Genomic DNA, 17795 nt, shown 5'->3' with positions numbered 1-17795 from the left:
AAAGCATTTACAAAAGGAATCAAAGTATCCCTTATGAATCATTTCAAGTACTAGGATCTTTTGTAATATTGAAAGTTGAAAAAAGGATGATAGTGCTGGTTTTCTCCCTTTATAAATAAAGATGCTAATACTCTATAGATTTTATACCATTCATGGAAAACTTACATTATATTATTCATATGCAAGATACTGATTTATAAAGATAATTAATTATTTTGTTTGTTAGATGAGAATCTCGAATATCGTAAGATTCTCTCATTTAAAATCTGTTTATGTTGAATCAATCAAAACCGTCTCTTGCATGTTATGAGCGAGATTAGTGTGTAGCGTGAAACTGTCCCAAAAAGACTAAAAATGCCTATAATGAACCGTTTCAAATGCCAAGTGCTTTAGTCCCCCTGTACAGAGGGGGGGCTCTGGTAAAGTGTGTAACCATGCCAGCGTACTTCTTTTTATTAAGCATAAAGATAGAGACAGCTCAATGGATTTACCGTTATATCATTCACAGGTGCCATCGCGAAATGAGCTTGGGGGGAGGCCTGAGAGATATTTTTTTAAAACGAACTCACGAACGCGTAACACGACAATGTTCTATCGTGTGCATTCTATTCTCATGAGAATTTTTATAAATATTTCTTAATGTATACGTTATTATTTATTTTAATTTTTTTGTCGGTACAAAATTTATAAATAAAAAAGATATTTCCAATATATCTCTTAATTATTGTAAATTAGTGTTTTTTTCAAGGCATTTTTTATCATACTAGGTAGAAAAAAACTTCACTTTTAAAAAATTAAAACCTTTAAAATTCTACTTTCTTCATCATAATTATTCAGACTTAAAACAAATTTTCCTTGGATCCTCAGGCATAATCTTCCATTACTTAAAAGATATATGGCTATGGAAACTTTTTAAAGCCATAAAACCCAGCTAAAAATAATGGCAGATTGATCACTAATTTTACTTTACGCTTTCTTATTTTTTCCAAATTAAACTTTTTTCCTATTTTAGAGACAAATCAAACAGATGTAGAACACTCTCGCCTCCAAGCTTGCATGAAAAAGCTATTATTCGTTAAGAAAACACTGAATCATCTCAGATTTATTTCAAACTACTGCTGCATTAAAGCGGAATTTTGATTTATAAGGAACAAAAAACATAAGCTTTATTAGGAAATACGATCTCTCTCCAAAAAGTCCAGTTATGGATTGAAAAATGTTCCAGCTCTTAACAAGATATCGCATTGACTGCAAGACCACCTTTACTTGTCTCTTTATAGCGTTCACTCATATCATGACCAGTCTGGCGCATTGTTTCTATACAAGCATCAAGAGAAACAAAATGATCTCCATTACCATATAATGCAAGAGAAGAAGCCGTTACCGCCTTAACAGCTCCCATTGCATTACGCTCAATACAAGGCACTTGTACAAGACCTGCAACAGGATCACATGTCATTCCCAAGTGATGTTCAAGCGCAATTTCTGCCGCATTTTCAATTTGAGCTGGTGTTCCACCTAACGCTGCGGTCAACCCTGCTGCGGCCATTGAAGATGCCGTTCCAACTTCACCTTGACACCCAACTTCTGCACCAGAAATAGAGGCATTATGTTTGATAACACCGCCTATAGCTGCTGCCGTTAATAGAAAATTATGTATTCCCTCTCGATCTGAATCATCATTAAACTGAAGATAATAACGCAAAACGGCTGGGACGACACCGGCTGCTCCATTTGTTGGTGCTGTAACAACACGACCACCCGCTGCATTTTCCTCATTGACTGCTATAGCATATACCGAAAGCCAATCATTTGCCCAAAGTGGATAATTGTAATTTTTCTTTTGTTTTTCCAAAAGCGTTTCATGCAGCTTTTTAGCGCGCCTTAAAACACGCAATCCACCAGGCAACTCACCTTCTTGTGAAAGACCTCTATCAATGCAATTTGTCATCGCTGAAAAAATTTCATCAAGCCCTACATCAAGAGAAGAACGCTCTATCTTTGTTTCTTCATTTAAGCGCTTCATTTCAGCAATTGAAAGCCCTGATTTTTCTGCCATTGATAACATTGTACAAGCAGAATCGAATGGATATGGTACCTCAAATGCTTCTGGTTGTATATTATCATTCATATGGCTTAATTCATCCTCAGTCACAACAAAGCCACCACCGATAGAATAATAAATCTGCCGCAACAGAACATTCCCATCAGTATCAAGTCCTTCAAAGGCTAGTCCATTTGTATGTCCAGGGAGGATTTGCTTTCGTTCAAAAATAAGATCACGTTGCACATCAAACTGATAAGCGGGATGACCTTCTGGTTGCACTTTTTTTTCACGTATAACTTTTTCTAACAAAAACCCCATGCTATCAGGATCAACAGTAGAAGCTTTTTCTCCTAAAAGTCCTAATATGATAGCTCTATCTGTTGCATGACCAATACCCGTGAAAGCTAAAGAACCATAAAGATAAACACGTATACGAGAAACTTGAACATCAGACGACTGAGAAAAATCTCCTATCTTTTGCAAAAACATATTAGCAGCAGTCATTGGTCCCATCGTATGTGAGCTAGAAGGACCAATCCCAATTTTAAAAAGTTCAAAAACAGATAGAAACACGTATCACCTTAAACTATAGTACAGCTTGAGCATATATGCTTTTTCATAACGTTTCTTCCGTTTAAAATCAAATTGCGAGATAAACTAAAAAAATGACAACAATAAACACGAATGTCGCTCGTCTTGCTACCACCCAACACTTTCTTTCTATAGTGTTTTCCATTAGCCAACCTTTAAAACGGACAATGCCCCTAGAGTCACCACTCCCAATGTTCCAAACGTAGTAAAATAAGTGTTAATATGCAATATTAAAATTCAATAAGGATGAGAAATCTTATCGGAAATATTTTTCATAATGCACTAAGTTCTTCAAAACATATGCTTAATTGTATAAAATATTTTATGGGTATGTTTCAATGAAACGTACAAATTTTTCTAACGATTCTCGTTCTGTCTCAAAATTGTTTTCTGGAGCACTCATATCGCGATAACCAAGTGCCATACCACAGATAATATGGCGATCAGAAGGAATAGATAAAAGCGTACGAATCTGTTTATGATAATCAGCAAAAGCAGCTTGAGGACAGGTATCTAATCCAAATCCACGTGCAGCTAACATAATGGTCTGCATAAACATACCCAAATCAAGCCAACTCCCCATTTCCATGTCGTGATCCATTGTAAATAAGAGTCCTACAGGTGCATCAAAAAATAAAAAATTTCGCGCCTTTTGATGAAGTATTTTTTCTTCATCACCTTTTTGAATTCCAAGACTCTGATAAAGATCCAAACCAACTTTTCGACGCCTTGAAATATAAGGCTCACGCCACTGACGTGGATAATAACTATATTCACGCTCTCCTTTTACACCTGAAAGCACAAGTTGTGAAAGCTCTTGCCCTACTTTCTGTAATACACTTCCTGTAAGCACAATTACTTGCCATGGCTGAATATTTGTTCCAGATGGTGCACGTGCTGCAAGTTTTAAGATTTCTTTGATTGTTTCCAAACTAACTGGCTGATCAGTAAAAGCGCGAATTGACTTTCGTGACAATATAGATTGAAAAACACTCATAGGAGAAACTGTCATTGTTTTTACTTTCTTTATGAAAAATAGTTTTTTCTTATCAAGAATAATATACTGCGAAAATACCTTTGCAGCTTTTTCAAACACTCTATTTCTTTAAATGACTTACACATTTCACGCAGTGGTAAATATTCCCCTTAGAGACGGTATAATCTATCTCTTTTAAGAGAAAGAAATTAGTCTAAAAGAAGACAAAATAAATTTATAATCAATGACTACCCCCCAACTCCGCTAAGCTCTCAAAAAAACTCTCTTCAATTCGTTCTAAATCCTGTAGAAGATCATCAACATCATGCTGCATCTGCTTTAAATCAGTTCGTTTTTTATGAATTCCTGCAATTAATTTCTTAAGCTTTTTCTCATCATCAGGTGGTTTTCCAACCATTGTCAACATATCAGATATTTCAGACAACAAAAATTTTACTCTGTTAGCATACAGGATTTGTTTTAACTTATGACGATCCGTTTATGTATAAATCCGTGTACTTCCACACCGAAAAGGGATAAGAAGTCCCTCTTCTTCATAGCAAAGTTCGAGCTATTATTGAAAACTCACGTGTTAATTTTCCAATTGAATAATATTCGTACATTTTATTATTCTGTCTGCATAGATCACATTGTTATAAGAAATATGTCTATTTTTTATATAACTTAATAAGCACCCCAATCTCTACTTTCCTGCATTCTAATTTATAAGAAAATACATTCTTATCGTACAAGCATTGTATAATAGAGAATCAATTATTTTTTAGATTCCAGAAAAGACTATTGATTTTTCATTATAAGTCTTTTTAAAGCTTTGTAGAAGATATCAATCAAAAAATTTCCTCAAATTCAAAATCAATCATTATTTGATTTGTAGATAATCAACTCTTTTCCTTGAATATGATTTTTGAGTTTCACATATTTGGGAAAAAACTTTCTATACTGCTTTTAGAAATTAAGAAACTTTAAAATAAAGTAACAAAAAAGATAAGCATCATTACAAAACAATAAGCTACTAAAGATGTTTAAAATAACTATCGCCTTATAATTTTTGATATTTTTCAAGAAAATATACAACTTCTGTATTTCGAAATAAAAAAACGTCTGAACGTTCTATTCAGACGTTTTTTATTATGTGATGTTGTATTTAAATTATTCAGCAACGGCCCCAGTTGTCATATTTGTCAACATAGCCTTAGCCACTTCGTTATTACTAGACTTACGCTGCTCATCTACAATCAAATCATCACGAACTGCAGCAATACGACGGATTTGAGAAATTGTACCACCCGTACCTGCTGGAATAAGACGACCGACAATAACGTTCTCTTTAAGTCCTTGCAAAGTATCAATTTTACCAGAAACTGCGGCTTCAGTAAGAACACGTGTTGTTTCCTGAAACGATGCCGCCGAAATGAAAGAAGGCGTTTGAAGAGAAGCTTTTGTAATTCCAAGAAGAATGGGATTACCAGATGCAGGTTTCTTACCTTCTGCAATCAAATTATCATTGATTTCATCAAGTTCAATACGATCAACATTATCACCTGGAATATAACCAGAATCTCCAGATTCAGTAATTTCAACTTTTTGCAACATTTGACGAACAATCACTTCAATGTGCTTATCATTAATAAGAACTCCCTGCAAACGATAAACCTCCTGAATCTCATTAACAAGATAAGATGCCAAAGCTTCAACCCCCTTAATCGCCAAGATGTCATGAGGTGCTGGATTACCATCAAGGATATAATCTCCCTTTTCAATTTGATCGCCTTCTTGGAAGTGGAACAACTTACCTTTTGGAATCAAGTATTCTACTGCCTCAAGAGTTTCATCATTTGGTTCAATAATGATACGACGTTTATTCTTATAACCACGGCCAAATCGAATTGTACCACTAACTTCAGCAATAATCGCATGATCCTTTGGACGACGCGCTTCAAAAAGCTCAGCCACACGAGGAAGACCACCCGTAATATCTTTCGTCTTGGCACTTTCCATTGGCAAACGAGCAATAACATCACCAGCCTTAACATGAGCACCAAGCTCAACAGAAAGAATAGTTTCCACTGACATCATATAACGGGCTTCACCTCCCTTATACAATTTAGCAATGGATTCACCTTCTTTATCCGTGTGAATAATAATAGCTGGTTTAAGATCCGCACCACGTGGATTAGCGCGCCAATCAATCACCAAACGCTTCGTAATACCCGTAGATTCATCAGCTGTTTCAGTGACAGATAAACCATCAATCATATCTTCAAAACCCACATAGCCTTCAACTTCCGTTAAAATTGGACGTGTATAAGGATCCCATTCTGCTATACGTTGGCCACGTTTAACCACATCACCATCATCAACAAAAATATGAGCACCATAGCTAACACGATGTACAACGCGCTCTTTTCCTAATTCATCCTTGATAAGGATAGCCATATTACGCCCCATAACAACCAAATGGCCTTCAGAGTTACGAACCACATTACGATTACGAATCTCCACCTTACCTTCATAAGATGCCTCTAAATACGATGAATCAACAACCTGCGCAGTTCCTCCTAAGTGGAAAGTACGCATAGTAAGCTGTGTTCCCGGCTCACCAATGGATTGAGCAGCAATAACACCAACGGCTTCTCCCTGATTAACAGGTGTTCCACGCGCCAAATCACGACCATAGCATTTTGCACAAACACCAAGACGTGTTTCACATGTTAATGCAGAACGAATTTGAACAGATTGAATCCCAGCTGCTTCAATCTTCGCGACATCAGCTTCCTCAATCATTGCTCCACCTTCAAGGATAACCTCTCCAGAGACAGGATGTAGAATATCAACAAGCGCTGTACGACCAAGAATTCTTTGCCCAAGGGAGGCAACAATTTGTCCTGCATCAACAATCGGCTGCATGGTAAGCCCTTTTGCGGTACCACAATCAACTGCTGAAATAATAGCATCCTGTGCAACATCAACAAGACGCCGTGTTAAATAACCAGAGTTCGCCGTCTTTAACGCGGTATCAGCAAGTCCTTTACGTGCACCATGCGTGGAATTGAAGTATTCATTAACAGTTAGACCTTCTTTAAAATTTGAAATAATGGGTGTTTCAATAATTTCACCCGATGGTTTTGCCATTAATCCACGCATACCGGCCAATTGTCTCATCTGGTTAGCAGAACCACGAGCACCAGAGTGCGACATCATATAGATAGAATTCATCGGCCGTTGACGACCTGTTTTAGGATCAAAATCGACAGCTTGAATACGTTTCATCATTTCATCTGCGACGCGATCTGTACATTTACCCCAAGCATCTACAACCTTATTGTATTTTTCACCTTGTGTAATCAAACCATCATTATATTGCTGTTCGTACTCCTTAGCCAAAGCTTCTGTTTCTGCGACTAAACGCGACTTACTATCAGGAATAACCATATCGTCCTTACCGAATGAAATTCCTGCACGACAAGCATAAGAAAAGCCAAGCTGCATAATACGGTCACAAAAAATAACCGTCTCTTTTTGTCCACAGTGCCGATAAACATGATCAATCATTTTAGAAATGTTCTTTTTCGTCATCTCTTGATTGACAATATCAAATGAGATATCCGCACTTTTTGGCAAAAGCTCACCGATAATCAAACGACCAGGTGTCGTATCATAAAGTTTAGAGACTTCTTTTCCATCCTTCCCCATATTCTTAACACGGCCTTTAATCTTCGTATGAAGCGTTATAACCTTATTTTCCAAGGCATAATGAAGCTCACCTATATCAGAAAAGGCCATTCCTTCACCTGGTTCTTTTTCAGAAACAATTGAAAGATAATAAAGACCAAGAACCATATCCTGTGAGGGAACAATAATGGGAGCACCATTGGCCGGATGAAGAATATTATTGGTGGACATCATCAAAACACGGGCTTCAAGTTGTGCTTCAAGAGAAAGCGGAACATGAACCGCCATCTGATCACCATCAAAATCCGCATTAAAAGCAGTACACACCAATGGATGTAGCTGTATAGCTTTTCCCTCAATCAAGATAGGCTCAAAAGCTTGAATTCCCAAACGGTGCAATGTTGGTGCACGATTGAGCAAAACAGGGTGTTCACGAATAACCTCATCCAAGATATCCCAAACTTCTGGATGTTCTTTTTCAACAAGCTTCTTTGCCTGCTTTACCGTTGATGAATAGCCTTTTGCATCAAGCCGCGCATAAATAAAAGGCTTAAATAATTCAAGAGCCATTTTTTTGGGAAGACCACATTGATGCAATTTTAATTCAGGACCCGTCACGATAACAGAACGCCCCGAGTAATCAACACGCTTCCCAAGTAAGTTCTGACGAAAACGTCCTTGCTTGCCCTTCAACATATCTGATAAAGACTTAAGAGGACGTTTATTGGCTCCAGTAATCACACGCCCACGCCGTCCATTATCAAACAATGCATCAACAGCTTCTTGTACCATACGCTTTTCATTGCGTACGATAATTCCAGGAGCTCGCAATTCAATCAGCCGTTTCAAGCGGTTATTACGATTAATAACACGCCGATAAAGATCATTCAGATCTGATGTCGCAAAACGCCCACCATCAAGCGGAACCAATGGACGCAAATCCGGTGGAATAACCGGAATTGTTTTCATAATCATCCACTCTGGCTTATTTCCAGATTCAAGAAAATTTTCAACGATTTTAAGTCGTTTAATCAATTTTTTCTGCTTTAACTCTGAAGTTGTTTCAGCTAATTCAAGACGCAAATCATTAGCGATTTTATCTAACTCCATACTAGCTAAAAGCTCGTAAATAGCTTCAGCGCCAATCATAGCTGTAAACTGATCTTCTCCAAATTCATCAATAGCAAGCATATATTCTTCTTCAGAAAGAAGCTGATGGAGCTTAAGAGATGTTAACCCTGGTTCGGTTACAATATAATTCTCAAAATAAAGAACCCGTTCAATATCTTTTAAAGTTAAATCTAAAAGTGTAGAAATACGGCCTGGTAATGATTTAAGAAACCATATATGCGCAACGGGTGCCGCAAGTTCAATATGCCCCATACGCTCACGACGTACGCGCGAAAGAGTAACCTCTACACCACATTTTTCACAAATAATGCCCTTATACTTCATGCGTTTATATTTGCCACATAGACATTCATAGTCCTTAATAGGGCCAAATATACGTGCACAAAAAAGACCATCACGTTCTGGTTTAAAAGTCCGATAATTAATAGTCTCAGGCTTCTTAATCTCACCATACGACCAGGACAAAATTTTCTCAGGACTCGCAATAGAAATACGAATAGAGTCAAATGTCTGCGCTGGCGCTTGAGGATTGAAAAGATTCATGACCTCGTGGTTCATGCTGTTCTCCTTCAAAGATTCTTAGAACCTGTTGTAATATCTCATTTATTTTATAACAGATCTTCTTTAAAATACATTTACTTTTAAAAATGACCTGTATAGCCTTAATAAGGTTATTGAGCCTCTTAAAGTAATAAGAGCGCAGCCCTTTTCTAGTGCGCTCCTTGAATTATTATTCTGCCGTATCAGACAATGCCCGCTGTGCAATAAGTTCACGCGCATCATCAAGCTCCACATTAAGAGCAAGTGAGCGCATTTCTTTTACCAACACATTAAAGCTTTCGGGTATACCTGCCTCAAATGTATCATCACCACGCACAATTGCCTCATAGACTTTTGTTCGACCAGCCACATCATCTGATTTTACTGTTAGCATCTCCTGCAAAGTGTATGCAGCACCATAAGCTTCAAGCGCCCATACCTCCATTTCACCAAAACGCTGACCACCAAATTGTGCCTTACCTCCTAATGGCTGCTGCGTAACAAGTGAATAGGGACCAATAGAACGCGCATGAATCTTATCATCAACAAGGTGATGCAATTTCAACATGTAAATATATCCCACCGTTACTGGACGATCAAAAGGCTCCCCAGTACGACCATCATAAAGCGTAACCTGCCCTGAACTATCTAAGCCTGCGTCTTCCAGCATCATGTTAATATCAGACTCATGTGCTCCATCAAAAACAGGCGTTGCAATTGAAACCCCTTTCTTCATCTGCAATGCCAATTTGTAAAGGCTTTCATTATCATACTGACGAACTGGTTCATTATGATTATCATCAGGCATAAGATTTTCAATACGCTGACGCAACGGCAATATATCCCCAGTCTCTTGATATAACTCTAACAAAGCACCAATCTTCTTGCCCATCCCCGCACATGCCCAACCAAGATGCGTTTCAAGAATTTGTCCAACATTCATACGACTAGGCACACCCAGCGGATTCAAGACGATATCAGCATGGGTCCCATCTTCAAGAAATGGCATATCTTCTACGGGAAGAATACGTGAAACAACACCCTTATTCCCGTGACGTCCCGCCATCTTGTCACCTGGTTGGATTTTGCGCTTCACAGCCACAAAAACTTTCACCATTTTCATGACACCAGGAGGCATTTCATCACCTCTTTGGACCTTTTCAACCTTATCCATAAAGCGACGTTGTAATGCTTCTTTTGATTCATCATATTGCTTGCGCAAAGCTTCAATTTCATTTTGAAGCTTTTCATCCTCAACAGCAAATTGCCACCACTGGGATCGCGGATAATGCCCCATTACTGTACTATCAAGCTTTTTACTACCCGAAAAGCCTTTCGGACCTTCTACAGCAACTTTACCTGTCAACATATCGGTGAGGCGCGCATAAACATTGCGATCAAGAATAGACTGTTCATCATCACGGTCTTTTGCTAAACGCTCAATTTCTTCACGCTCAATTGCCATCGCACGTTCATCTTTTTCCACGCCATGGCGATTAAAAACGCGAACTTCAACAACAGTACCAAAAGTCCCAGGAGGCATACGCATAGAAGTATCACGAACATCGGATGCCTTTTCCCCAAAAATTGCACGCAGAAGCTTTTCTTCCGGCGTCATGGGACTTTCACCTTTCGGGGTAATCTTTCCAACTAAAATATCACCTGGTTGAACTTCAGCACCAATATAAATAATGCCAGCTTCATCAAGATTTCTTAACGCTTCTTCCGCAACATTAGGAATGTCGCGCGTAATTTCCTCAGGTCCAAGTTTTGTATCGCGTGCCGCAACTTCAAATTCCTCGATATGAATTGAAGTAAACACATCATCAGCAACAATGCGCTCGGATAACAAAATAGAATCTTCATAATTGTATCCATTCCAAGGCATAAAGGCTACGAGAACATTCCGCCCAAGAGCCAAATCACCAAGATCCGTGGATGGACCATCTGCAATGATATCACCTTTCTCTACCCTATCACCGACATGTACAAGAGGACGCTGATTAATACAAGTGGACTGATTAGAACGCTGAAATTTCTGTAAGCGGTAAATATCAACGCCTGATTTTGAAGGATCTAAATCTTCTGTTGCACGGATAACAATACGGGTAGCATCGACTTGATCAACAACACCACTACGTTTTGCACTCACAGCAGCTCCTGAATCGCGCGCAACAATAGATTCCATTCCCGTCCCAACAAATGGCGCTTCAGCGCGTACAAGAGGAACTGCTTGACGCTGCATGTTCGATCCCATAAGCGCACGATTCGCATCATCATTTTCCAAAAAAGGAATAAGCGCTGCTGCAACTGAAACCAACTGTTTTGGTGAAACATCCATCAAATCAACATGATCACGCGGCGCCATTAAAACTTCACCAGCATGACGGCAAACAACAAACTCTTCTATAAAACGACCTTCGTTATCTAATGAAGAATTAGCCTGAGCGACATAATGCTTTGCTTCTTCCATCGCTGAAAGATAAATAACTTCTTTTGTGACTTTTCCATCAATAATTTTTCGATATGGGCTTTCAATAAAGCCATATTTGTTAACTCGCGCAAATGTTGCTAAGGAGTTAATCAGACCAATATTGGGGCCTTCTGGTGTTTCAATCGGACAAATACGACCATAATGCGTAGGATGTACGTCACGGACTTCAAAACCCGCACGTTCACGAGTCAAACCACCTGGACCAAGAGCAGAAAGACGGCGCTTATGGGTAATTTCTGACAATGGATTGGTTTGATCCATAAACTGCGACAATTGTGAAGACCCAAAAAATTCACGGACTGCTGCTGCCGCAGGCTTTGCATTGATCAAATCCTGTGGCATAACTGTATCAATTTCAACCGATGACATACGCTCTTTTATCGCACGTTCCATACGAAGAAGACCAATGCGATATTGATTTTCCATCAACTCCCCGACGGAACGAACGCGACGGTTGCCAAGATTATCAATATCATCAATTTCACCACGTCCATCACGCAATTCAACCAACATCTTAACAACAGCAAGAATATCCTCTTGGCGTAAAATGCGAACTGTGTCTGGACAATCAAGATCCATACGTAAATTCATCTTAACACGCCCGACAGCTGAAAGATCATAACGCTCTGGATCAAAAAACAATGAATGGAACATTGCTTCTGCTGTATCGATTGTTGGAGGTTCACCTGGACGCATCACCCGGTAAATATCAAATAACGCATCCTGCCGACTTTCATTTTTATCCACCTTCAAAGTATTGCGGATGTAAGCGCCAATATTCATGTGATCAATATCAAGAATATTGACTTGATCAGCACTAACATCGAGCAGAACTTTTAATACTTTTTCGTCAATTTCATCACCAGCTTCAAGGTAGATTTCACCTGTTTCGTAATTGACGATATCTTCGGCTAGATAACAACCTAATAAATCATCTTCACTAACTTTAACCGCTTTAAGTCCTTTTTCTACCAAAGACTTCGCAGTACGAACTGTTAATTTTTTACCAGCCTCCGCAACGACTTCACCACTATCTGCATCTATAAGGTCAGAAATGAGCTTCATTCCTTTAAAGCGATCCACAGAATAAGGAACTCGCCATCCTTCTCCATCACGCTCATAAGTCACTTTATCATAAAACGTCGATAAAATATCCGACGCATCCATACCTAATGCCATCAAAAGACTAGTAACAGGAATCTTGCGCCGTCGATCAATACGCGCATAAATGATGTCCTTAGCATCAAACTCAATATCAAGCCAAGAACCACGATACGGAATAACACGAGCAGCAAAAAGAAGCTTTCCTGATGAATGGGACTTTCCTTTATCATGGTCAAAAAAGACACCAGGAGAACGATGCATCTGAGAAACAATAACACGCTCCGTACCATTAACAATAAAGGTACCATTCGTCGTCATTAAAGGCATATCGCCCATATAAACGCCTTGCTCTTTAATGTCTTTGATATCTTTGGAGCCAGTATCCTCATCAACATCAAAAACAATCAAACGCAATATGACCTTTAATGGGGCAGCATAAGTTAAATCACGTTGACGGCACTCTTCAACATCAAATTTTGGTAAATCAAATTCATAACCTACAAACTCAAGCATAGCTGTACCGGAAAAATCTGAAATAGGAAAAACCGATTTAAAAACAGCTTGCAAACCTTCATCTGGTCGCCCACCTTTCGGTTCCTCAACCATGAGAAATTGATCGTATGAGGCTTTTTGAACCTCAATAAGATTCGGCATTTCTGCTACTTCAGGAATCTTACCAAAAAATTTCCGTACGCGCTTACGACCATTGAATTGAGACATCATTGCGTGAGTCTGAGCCATCGTCGCTCCTTGATCTTTACTCTTCAAGGTAGACCAACCTTGAAAGCCTTATACCATTAACCTGCATATGCAGACCAGTTCACTTGACACTCAATAATGAGCATCATTAACTTTCCCCACCAACATAAGCCATTTATCTCTTTGACTCTATGATGAAGGGGTAAGTAATCCAAACCTATCCCATTCCTGTTACGAAACCATTGGGAAAAGTTTTTTACTCATTATTTTCCCTCTTTGTATTAAGAGAAAGAAAATCGGCGAACATAAATGCCCGCCGATAAAATTAAATTTACTTAAGTTCCACCTTAGCACCGGCAGCTTCAAGTTGAGATTTAATTTTTTCTGCTTCTTCTTTAGAAGCAGCCTCTTTAATAGGCTTAGGTGCACCTTCAACCAGATCTTTAGCTTCTTTAAGACCAAGTCCAGTAAGAGCACGAACTTCCTTAATAACATTAATTTTTTGTGCGCCACCTTCAACAAGAATAACATCAAATTCTGTTTTTTCTTCAGCAGCTGGAGCAGCAGCACCAGCAACAGCAGCGACAGCTACAGGAGCAGCAGCCGAAACTCCCCACTTTTCTTCAAGTAACTTAGAAAGCTCAGCGGCTTCCAAAAGGGTTAGATTAGAAAGGTCTTCTACGATCTTCTCTAGATCAGCCATTTTTAAATTCCTTCAATTAAAAGATTTGAACCATTATTAAATCTTATTCAAAAAAACAGAAAAGCATTAAAGCTCTTCCATAAACGTGAATACAAACAGCCTTAAGCCGCCTTATCCTCCTGAGCATATGCTCCAATGACACGTGCAACCTGACCAGCAGGGGCATTAACAACCTGTGCAATACGGGTCGCAGGGGTAGAAATCATACCCACAAGTTTTGCACGCAACTCGTTTAATGAAGGCAATGAAGCCAATGACTTCACAGCATCTACAGTTAAACTTGTTGCACCCATTGAACCGCCAAGTATGACAAATTTGTCATTGCTTTTCGCAAAATCAACAGCAACTTTCGGTGCTGTGATTGGATCTTCTGAATAAGCAATAAGTGTTTGTCCAGTAAACAAACCCACTATCGATTCAGATTCCGTGCCCTGAAGAGCGATTTTAGCAAGACGGTTTTTGGCGACCTTAACGGCACCGCCAGCTTCACCCATTTTCGAACGCAGATCATTCATCTGTGAAACTGTCAGACCGGAATAATGTGCAACAACAACAGAACCAGACTTCCGAAAAGCCTCGTTAAGCCATGTAACAAATTCGCGTTTTTCCGCTCTATTCACTGTCTCTCTCCATTTAACAGATTTGCTTAAAACAAACCTGTTGGTTACCTTTGATAACATAAAATACTTCATGTCACCGATGAGGATCCTGTCCCCTTTTTCACGCACAGCGTTCAAAGGCAACCTTGGCTCAAACCCTTTAAGTCTTTTAACTCTCAGTTTTTACCCCAGTCTCATGCAGGTTTTTTTGATTAAGATACTTAAAAGCATCACCTACAATCTCGGACAGGATATTCCGGAATTTCTCCCGGTACAACCTAAGCCCTATAAAGCTTAGATAGCGAGCTGATCAAAATCAGCATTTTAAATACAATTTTGATATTCCCATACCCCAAAACAAAATTATAAATCAGCTTATACTAGCTCTGAACGAACCGTTGCTGGATCAACTTTAACACCAATTCCCATAGTCGACGAAACAGCAACGCGCTTAATATACTCACCTTTTGCACCTTGCGGTTTGGCTTTAATAACTGCACTTGCAAAGGCTTTTATATTTTCTACGATTTTTTCAACACCAAAAGAAGCCTTACCAATACCAGCATGCACAATACCAGCTTTTTCCACACGAAACTCAACAGCACCACCTTTAGAAGCTTTGACAGCACCGGCGACATCAAGTGTTACAGTACCAACTTTCGGATTCGGCATCAAACTCCGTGGACCAAGAATCTTACCAAGACGACCAACAAGAGGCATCATGTCTGGCGTTGCAATACAACGATCAAAATCTATAGTCCCTCTATTAACGCTTTCAAATAAATCTTCGGCACCCACAATATCAGCTCCTGCCGCCTTAGCTTCCTCAGCCTTATCCCCACGAGCAAAAACGGCAACACGAATATTTCTCCCTGTTCCATTAGGCAAATGAGCAACGCCTCGAACCATTTGATCTGCATGACGAGGATCAACACCCAAGTTCATTGAAATTTCGATTGTTTCATCAAACTTAGCAACGGCACGCTCCTTAACCATTGAAACGGCATCTTTTAAAGCGTAGAGTTCATTAAAATCAATATCTTTTCGGATATTTTTTATTCTTTTTGCTACTTTTGCCATAATATTAGCCCACCACTTCCAAGCCCATCGAGCGAGCAGAACCTTCAACCATACGCATTGCTGCCTCAATGTCATTCGCATTAAGATCTTTCATCTTTGATTCCGCAATCGAACGAATTTTATCGCGAGAAATGCTTCCTACAGACACTTTACCGGGCTCTTTTGAGCCAGATTTCAGGTTTGCTTCCTTCTTTAAAAAGAATGATACAGGAGGCGTCTTGAGAGAAAAGGTGAAAGACTTATCTTGGTAATACGTAATAACAACTGGAATCGGTGCCCCCTTTTCCATTTCTTGTGTCGCTGCATTAAACGCCTTACAAAATTCCATGATATTAATACCACGCTGCCCAAGAGCTGGACCAATTGGTGGAGATGGAGTAGCAGCTCCTGCAGGAACCTGCAACTTAAGCTGACCTATACTTTTTTTTGCCATAACAATCTGCCTTTAATTTCACTGGTATACTGACAATTCATCTTGCCCGTTACCCGCTTGCAGTCACGTGGTTCGGATCATTAAGCCGACAAAAGCTATAAATCACCTCCCACTCCTTCCTTAAAGTAATTAAAACTACTCTAAGTTTAATCAGAGTTTTTCAACCTGACCAAATTCCAAATCAACAGGCGTAGGACGCCCAAAAATAAGCACTTCAACCTTAAGACGAGAGCGCTCTTCTTCAACCTCTTGAACAATTCCATTAAACGAAACAAAAGGACCATCAGCAACGCGAACTTGCTCTCCAACCTCAAACAATACAGAGGACTTTGGAGACTCAACCCTTTCCTGAACTTGTTTGAGAATTTGCTCAACCTCTCGATCAGAAATAGGAACAGGACGCGCATCCGACCCTAAAAAACCTGTCACTTTAGGCGTATTCTTAATAAGATGATAAACTTCATCTGTTAACTCAGCACGAACAAGAACATAACCAGGAAAAAATTTTCGCTCAGTATCAACTTTGCGTCCACGACGAACCTCTACAACACGCTCTGTTGGAACAAAAATCTTTTCAAAAAGATGATCAAGTCCCTTTTGCTTTGCCTCCTTATCAATAGCTTCCGCTACTTTCTTTTCAAAATTTGAATATGCCTGAACAATATACCAACGAGCTGCCACAGTCACACTTCCTTACATTCTCAACTAAAAAGATATTTCAGAAGATCAATAACCCGCCAAACACCAAAATGCATAACCTGATCCACAATAAAAAAGAAAGCTGAAGCCAATGCAGTTACCAACAAAACCATAATAGTAGAAATAACCGTCTCACGACGTGTAGGCCATTTCACTTTAATTGTTTCTGCATAAACCTGCTTCAAAAAGGTAATCGGATTGGTTTTAGATGCCATCGTCACACTATACTCTCTCTAGTCCTATTGTGTTTTATAGAACAAAATAAACAGGAAAAAACGCAAAAGCCAACTTTCAGACTTATGCAATTTCCTTACTTTCTATTCAATACCGTTTCACACACAAAAAAACAAGCCCCATATCAAAAAAAGCGAAAAAGGCAGCAAAATCCACTCCCTTATATGTAAAATCCCCCTTTGGCAGGGGCAGCAGGACTTGAACCCGCGACCTGCGGTTTTGGAGACCGCCGCTCTACCAACTGAGCTATACCCCTAACTCTCAAAACTAAAACACTTTTAACACCCCTTTAACAAGCATTATTTATTCAATGATCTTAGAGACGATACCGGCACCAACAGTACGACCACCTTCACGAATAGCAAAACGAAGTTTCTCTTCCATCGCTATCGGAACGATCAACGAAACATCCATCGCAACATTGTCACCTGGCATAACCATTTCCGTTCCTTCTGGAAGCGTAACAATACCTGTAACATCCGTCGTACGGAAGTAAAACTGAGGACGATAATTCGTGAAAAATGGTGTATGACGTCCACCTTCATCTTTTGTCAAAATGTAAGCTTCTGCTTTAAAACGTGTATGAGGTGTAACAGATCCTGGCTTTGCCAATACTTGACCACGCTCAATCCCTTCACGGTCAACACCACGTAGCAGAGCCCCTATATTATCACCCGCTTGACCTTGATCCAAAAGCTTGCGGAACATTTCAACGCCTGTAACCGTCGTCTTAGACGTTGGACGAATACCGATAATCTCGATTTCCTCTCCA

The 17795-nt window shown here is 39.3% G+C and carries 12 protein-coding genes and 1 tRNA gene; all 13 read right to left on the bottom strand.

Annotated features, from left to right (window positions below):
• Window positions 1–1228: 1228 nt before the first annotated feature.
• Window positions 1229–2620 (bottom strand): L-serine ammonia-lyase, encoded by a 1392-nt coding sequence (locus tag ACFIKX_RS09920; RefSeq protein ID WP_375620780.1) that lies wholly within the window; start codon window positions 2618–2620, stop codon window positions 1229–1231.
• Window positions 2621–2960: 340 nt separating this feature from the next.
• Window positions 2961–3650, bottom strand: a complete 690-nt coding sequence (locus tag ACFIKX_RS09915; RefSeq protein ID WP_375612167.1) for a nitroreductase — start codon at window positions 3648–3650, stop codon at window positions 2961–2963.
• 205 nt (window positions 3651–3855) lie between these two features.
• Entirely contained in the window at window positions 3856–4059 is a 204-nt protein-coding gene (locus tag ACFIKX_RS09910) for a hypothetical protein (RefSeq protein WP_375613464.1), read from the bottom strand.
• Window positions 4060–4784: 725 nt separating this feature from the next.
• A complete protein-coding gene (rpoC, locus tag ACFIKX_RS09905; protein WP_375613463.1) occupies window positions 4785–8996 on the bottom strand; it encodes a DNA-directed RNA polymerase subunit beta' in 4212 nt (1403 codons plus the stop codon).
• Window positions 8997–9168: 172 nt separating this feature from the next.
• On the bottom strand, window positions 9169–13317 hold the full coding sequence (gene rpoB / locus ACFIKX_RS09900) for a DNA-directed RNA polymerase subunit beta (RefSeq protein WP_375612113.1): 4149 nt from the start codon (window positions 13315–13317) through the stop codon (window positions 9169–9171).
• 289 nt (window positions 13318–13606) lie between these two features.
• Window positions 13607–13978, bottom strand: coding sequence for a 50S ribosomal protein L7/L12 (gene rplL / locus ACFIKX_RS09895; protein WP_273790654.1), 372 nt, complete (start codon window positions 13976–13978; stop codon window positions 13607–13609).
• Between the two features lie 101 nt (window positions 13979–14079).
• Window positions 14080–14598, bottom strand: a complete 519-nt coding sequence (gene rplJ / locus ACFIKX_RS09890) for a 50S ribosomal protein L10 (protein WP_012755027.1) — start codon at window positions 14596–14598, stop codon at window positions 14080–14082.
• 354 nt (window positions 14599–14952) lie between these two features.
• A complete protein-coding gene (gene rplA, locus ACFIKX_RS09885) occupies window positions 14953–15657 on the bottom strand; it encodes a 50S ribosomal protein L1 (RefSeq protein WP_375613460.1) in 705 nt (234 codons plus the stop codon).
• A 4-nt stretch (window positions 15658–15661) separates the two neighbouring features.
• On the bottom strand, window positions 15662–16090 hold the full coding sequence (gene rplK, locus ACFIKX_RS09880) for a 50S ribosomal protein L11 (protein WP_273723157.1): 429 nt from the start codon (window positions 16088–16090) through the stop codon (window positions 15662–15664).
• Window positions 16091–16240: 150 nt separating this feature from the next.
• A complete protein-coding gene (gene nusG / locus ACFIKX_RS09875; RefSeq protein ID WP_273790740.1) occupies window positions 16241–16771 on the bottom strand; it encodes a transcription termination/antitermination protein NusG in 531 nt (176 codons plus the stop codon).
• 20 nt (window positions 16772–16791) lie between these two features.
• Complete coding sequence (gene secE / locus ACFIKX_RS09870) at window positions 16792–17004, bottom strand: preprotein translocase subunit SecE (protein ID WP_273790652.1); 213 nt, start codon at window positions 17002–17004, stop codon at window positions 16792–16794.
• A 199-nt stretch (window positions 17005–17203) separates the two neighbouring features.
• Window positions 17204–17279 (bottom strand) — tRNA-Trp (locus ACFIKX_RS09865).
• Between the two features lie 47 nt (window positions 17280–17326).
• On the bottom strand, window positions 17327–17795 hold a 469-nt coding region (locus tag ACFIKX_RS09860), incomplete at its 5' end, for an EF-Tu/IF-2/RF-3 family GTPase (protein ID WP_375629610.1).

The organism is Bartonella sp. CM86QHHN, assembly GCF_042194695.1.
In the GTDB taxonomy this organism is placed as follows: Bacteria; Pseudomonadota; Alphaproteobacteria; order Rhizobiales; family Rhizobiaceae; genus Bartonella.
The sequence above is the reverse complement of the archived record's forward strand: the minus strand, read 5'-3'. Positions and strand labels throughout refer to the sequence as shown.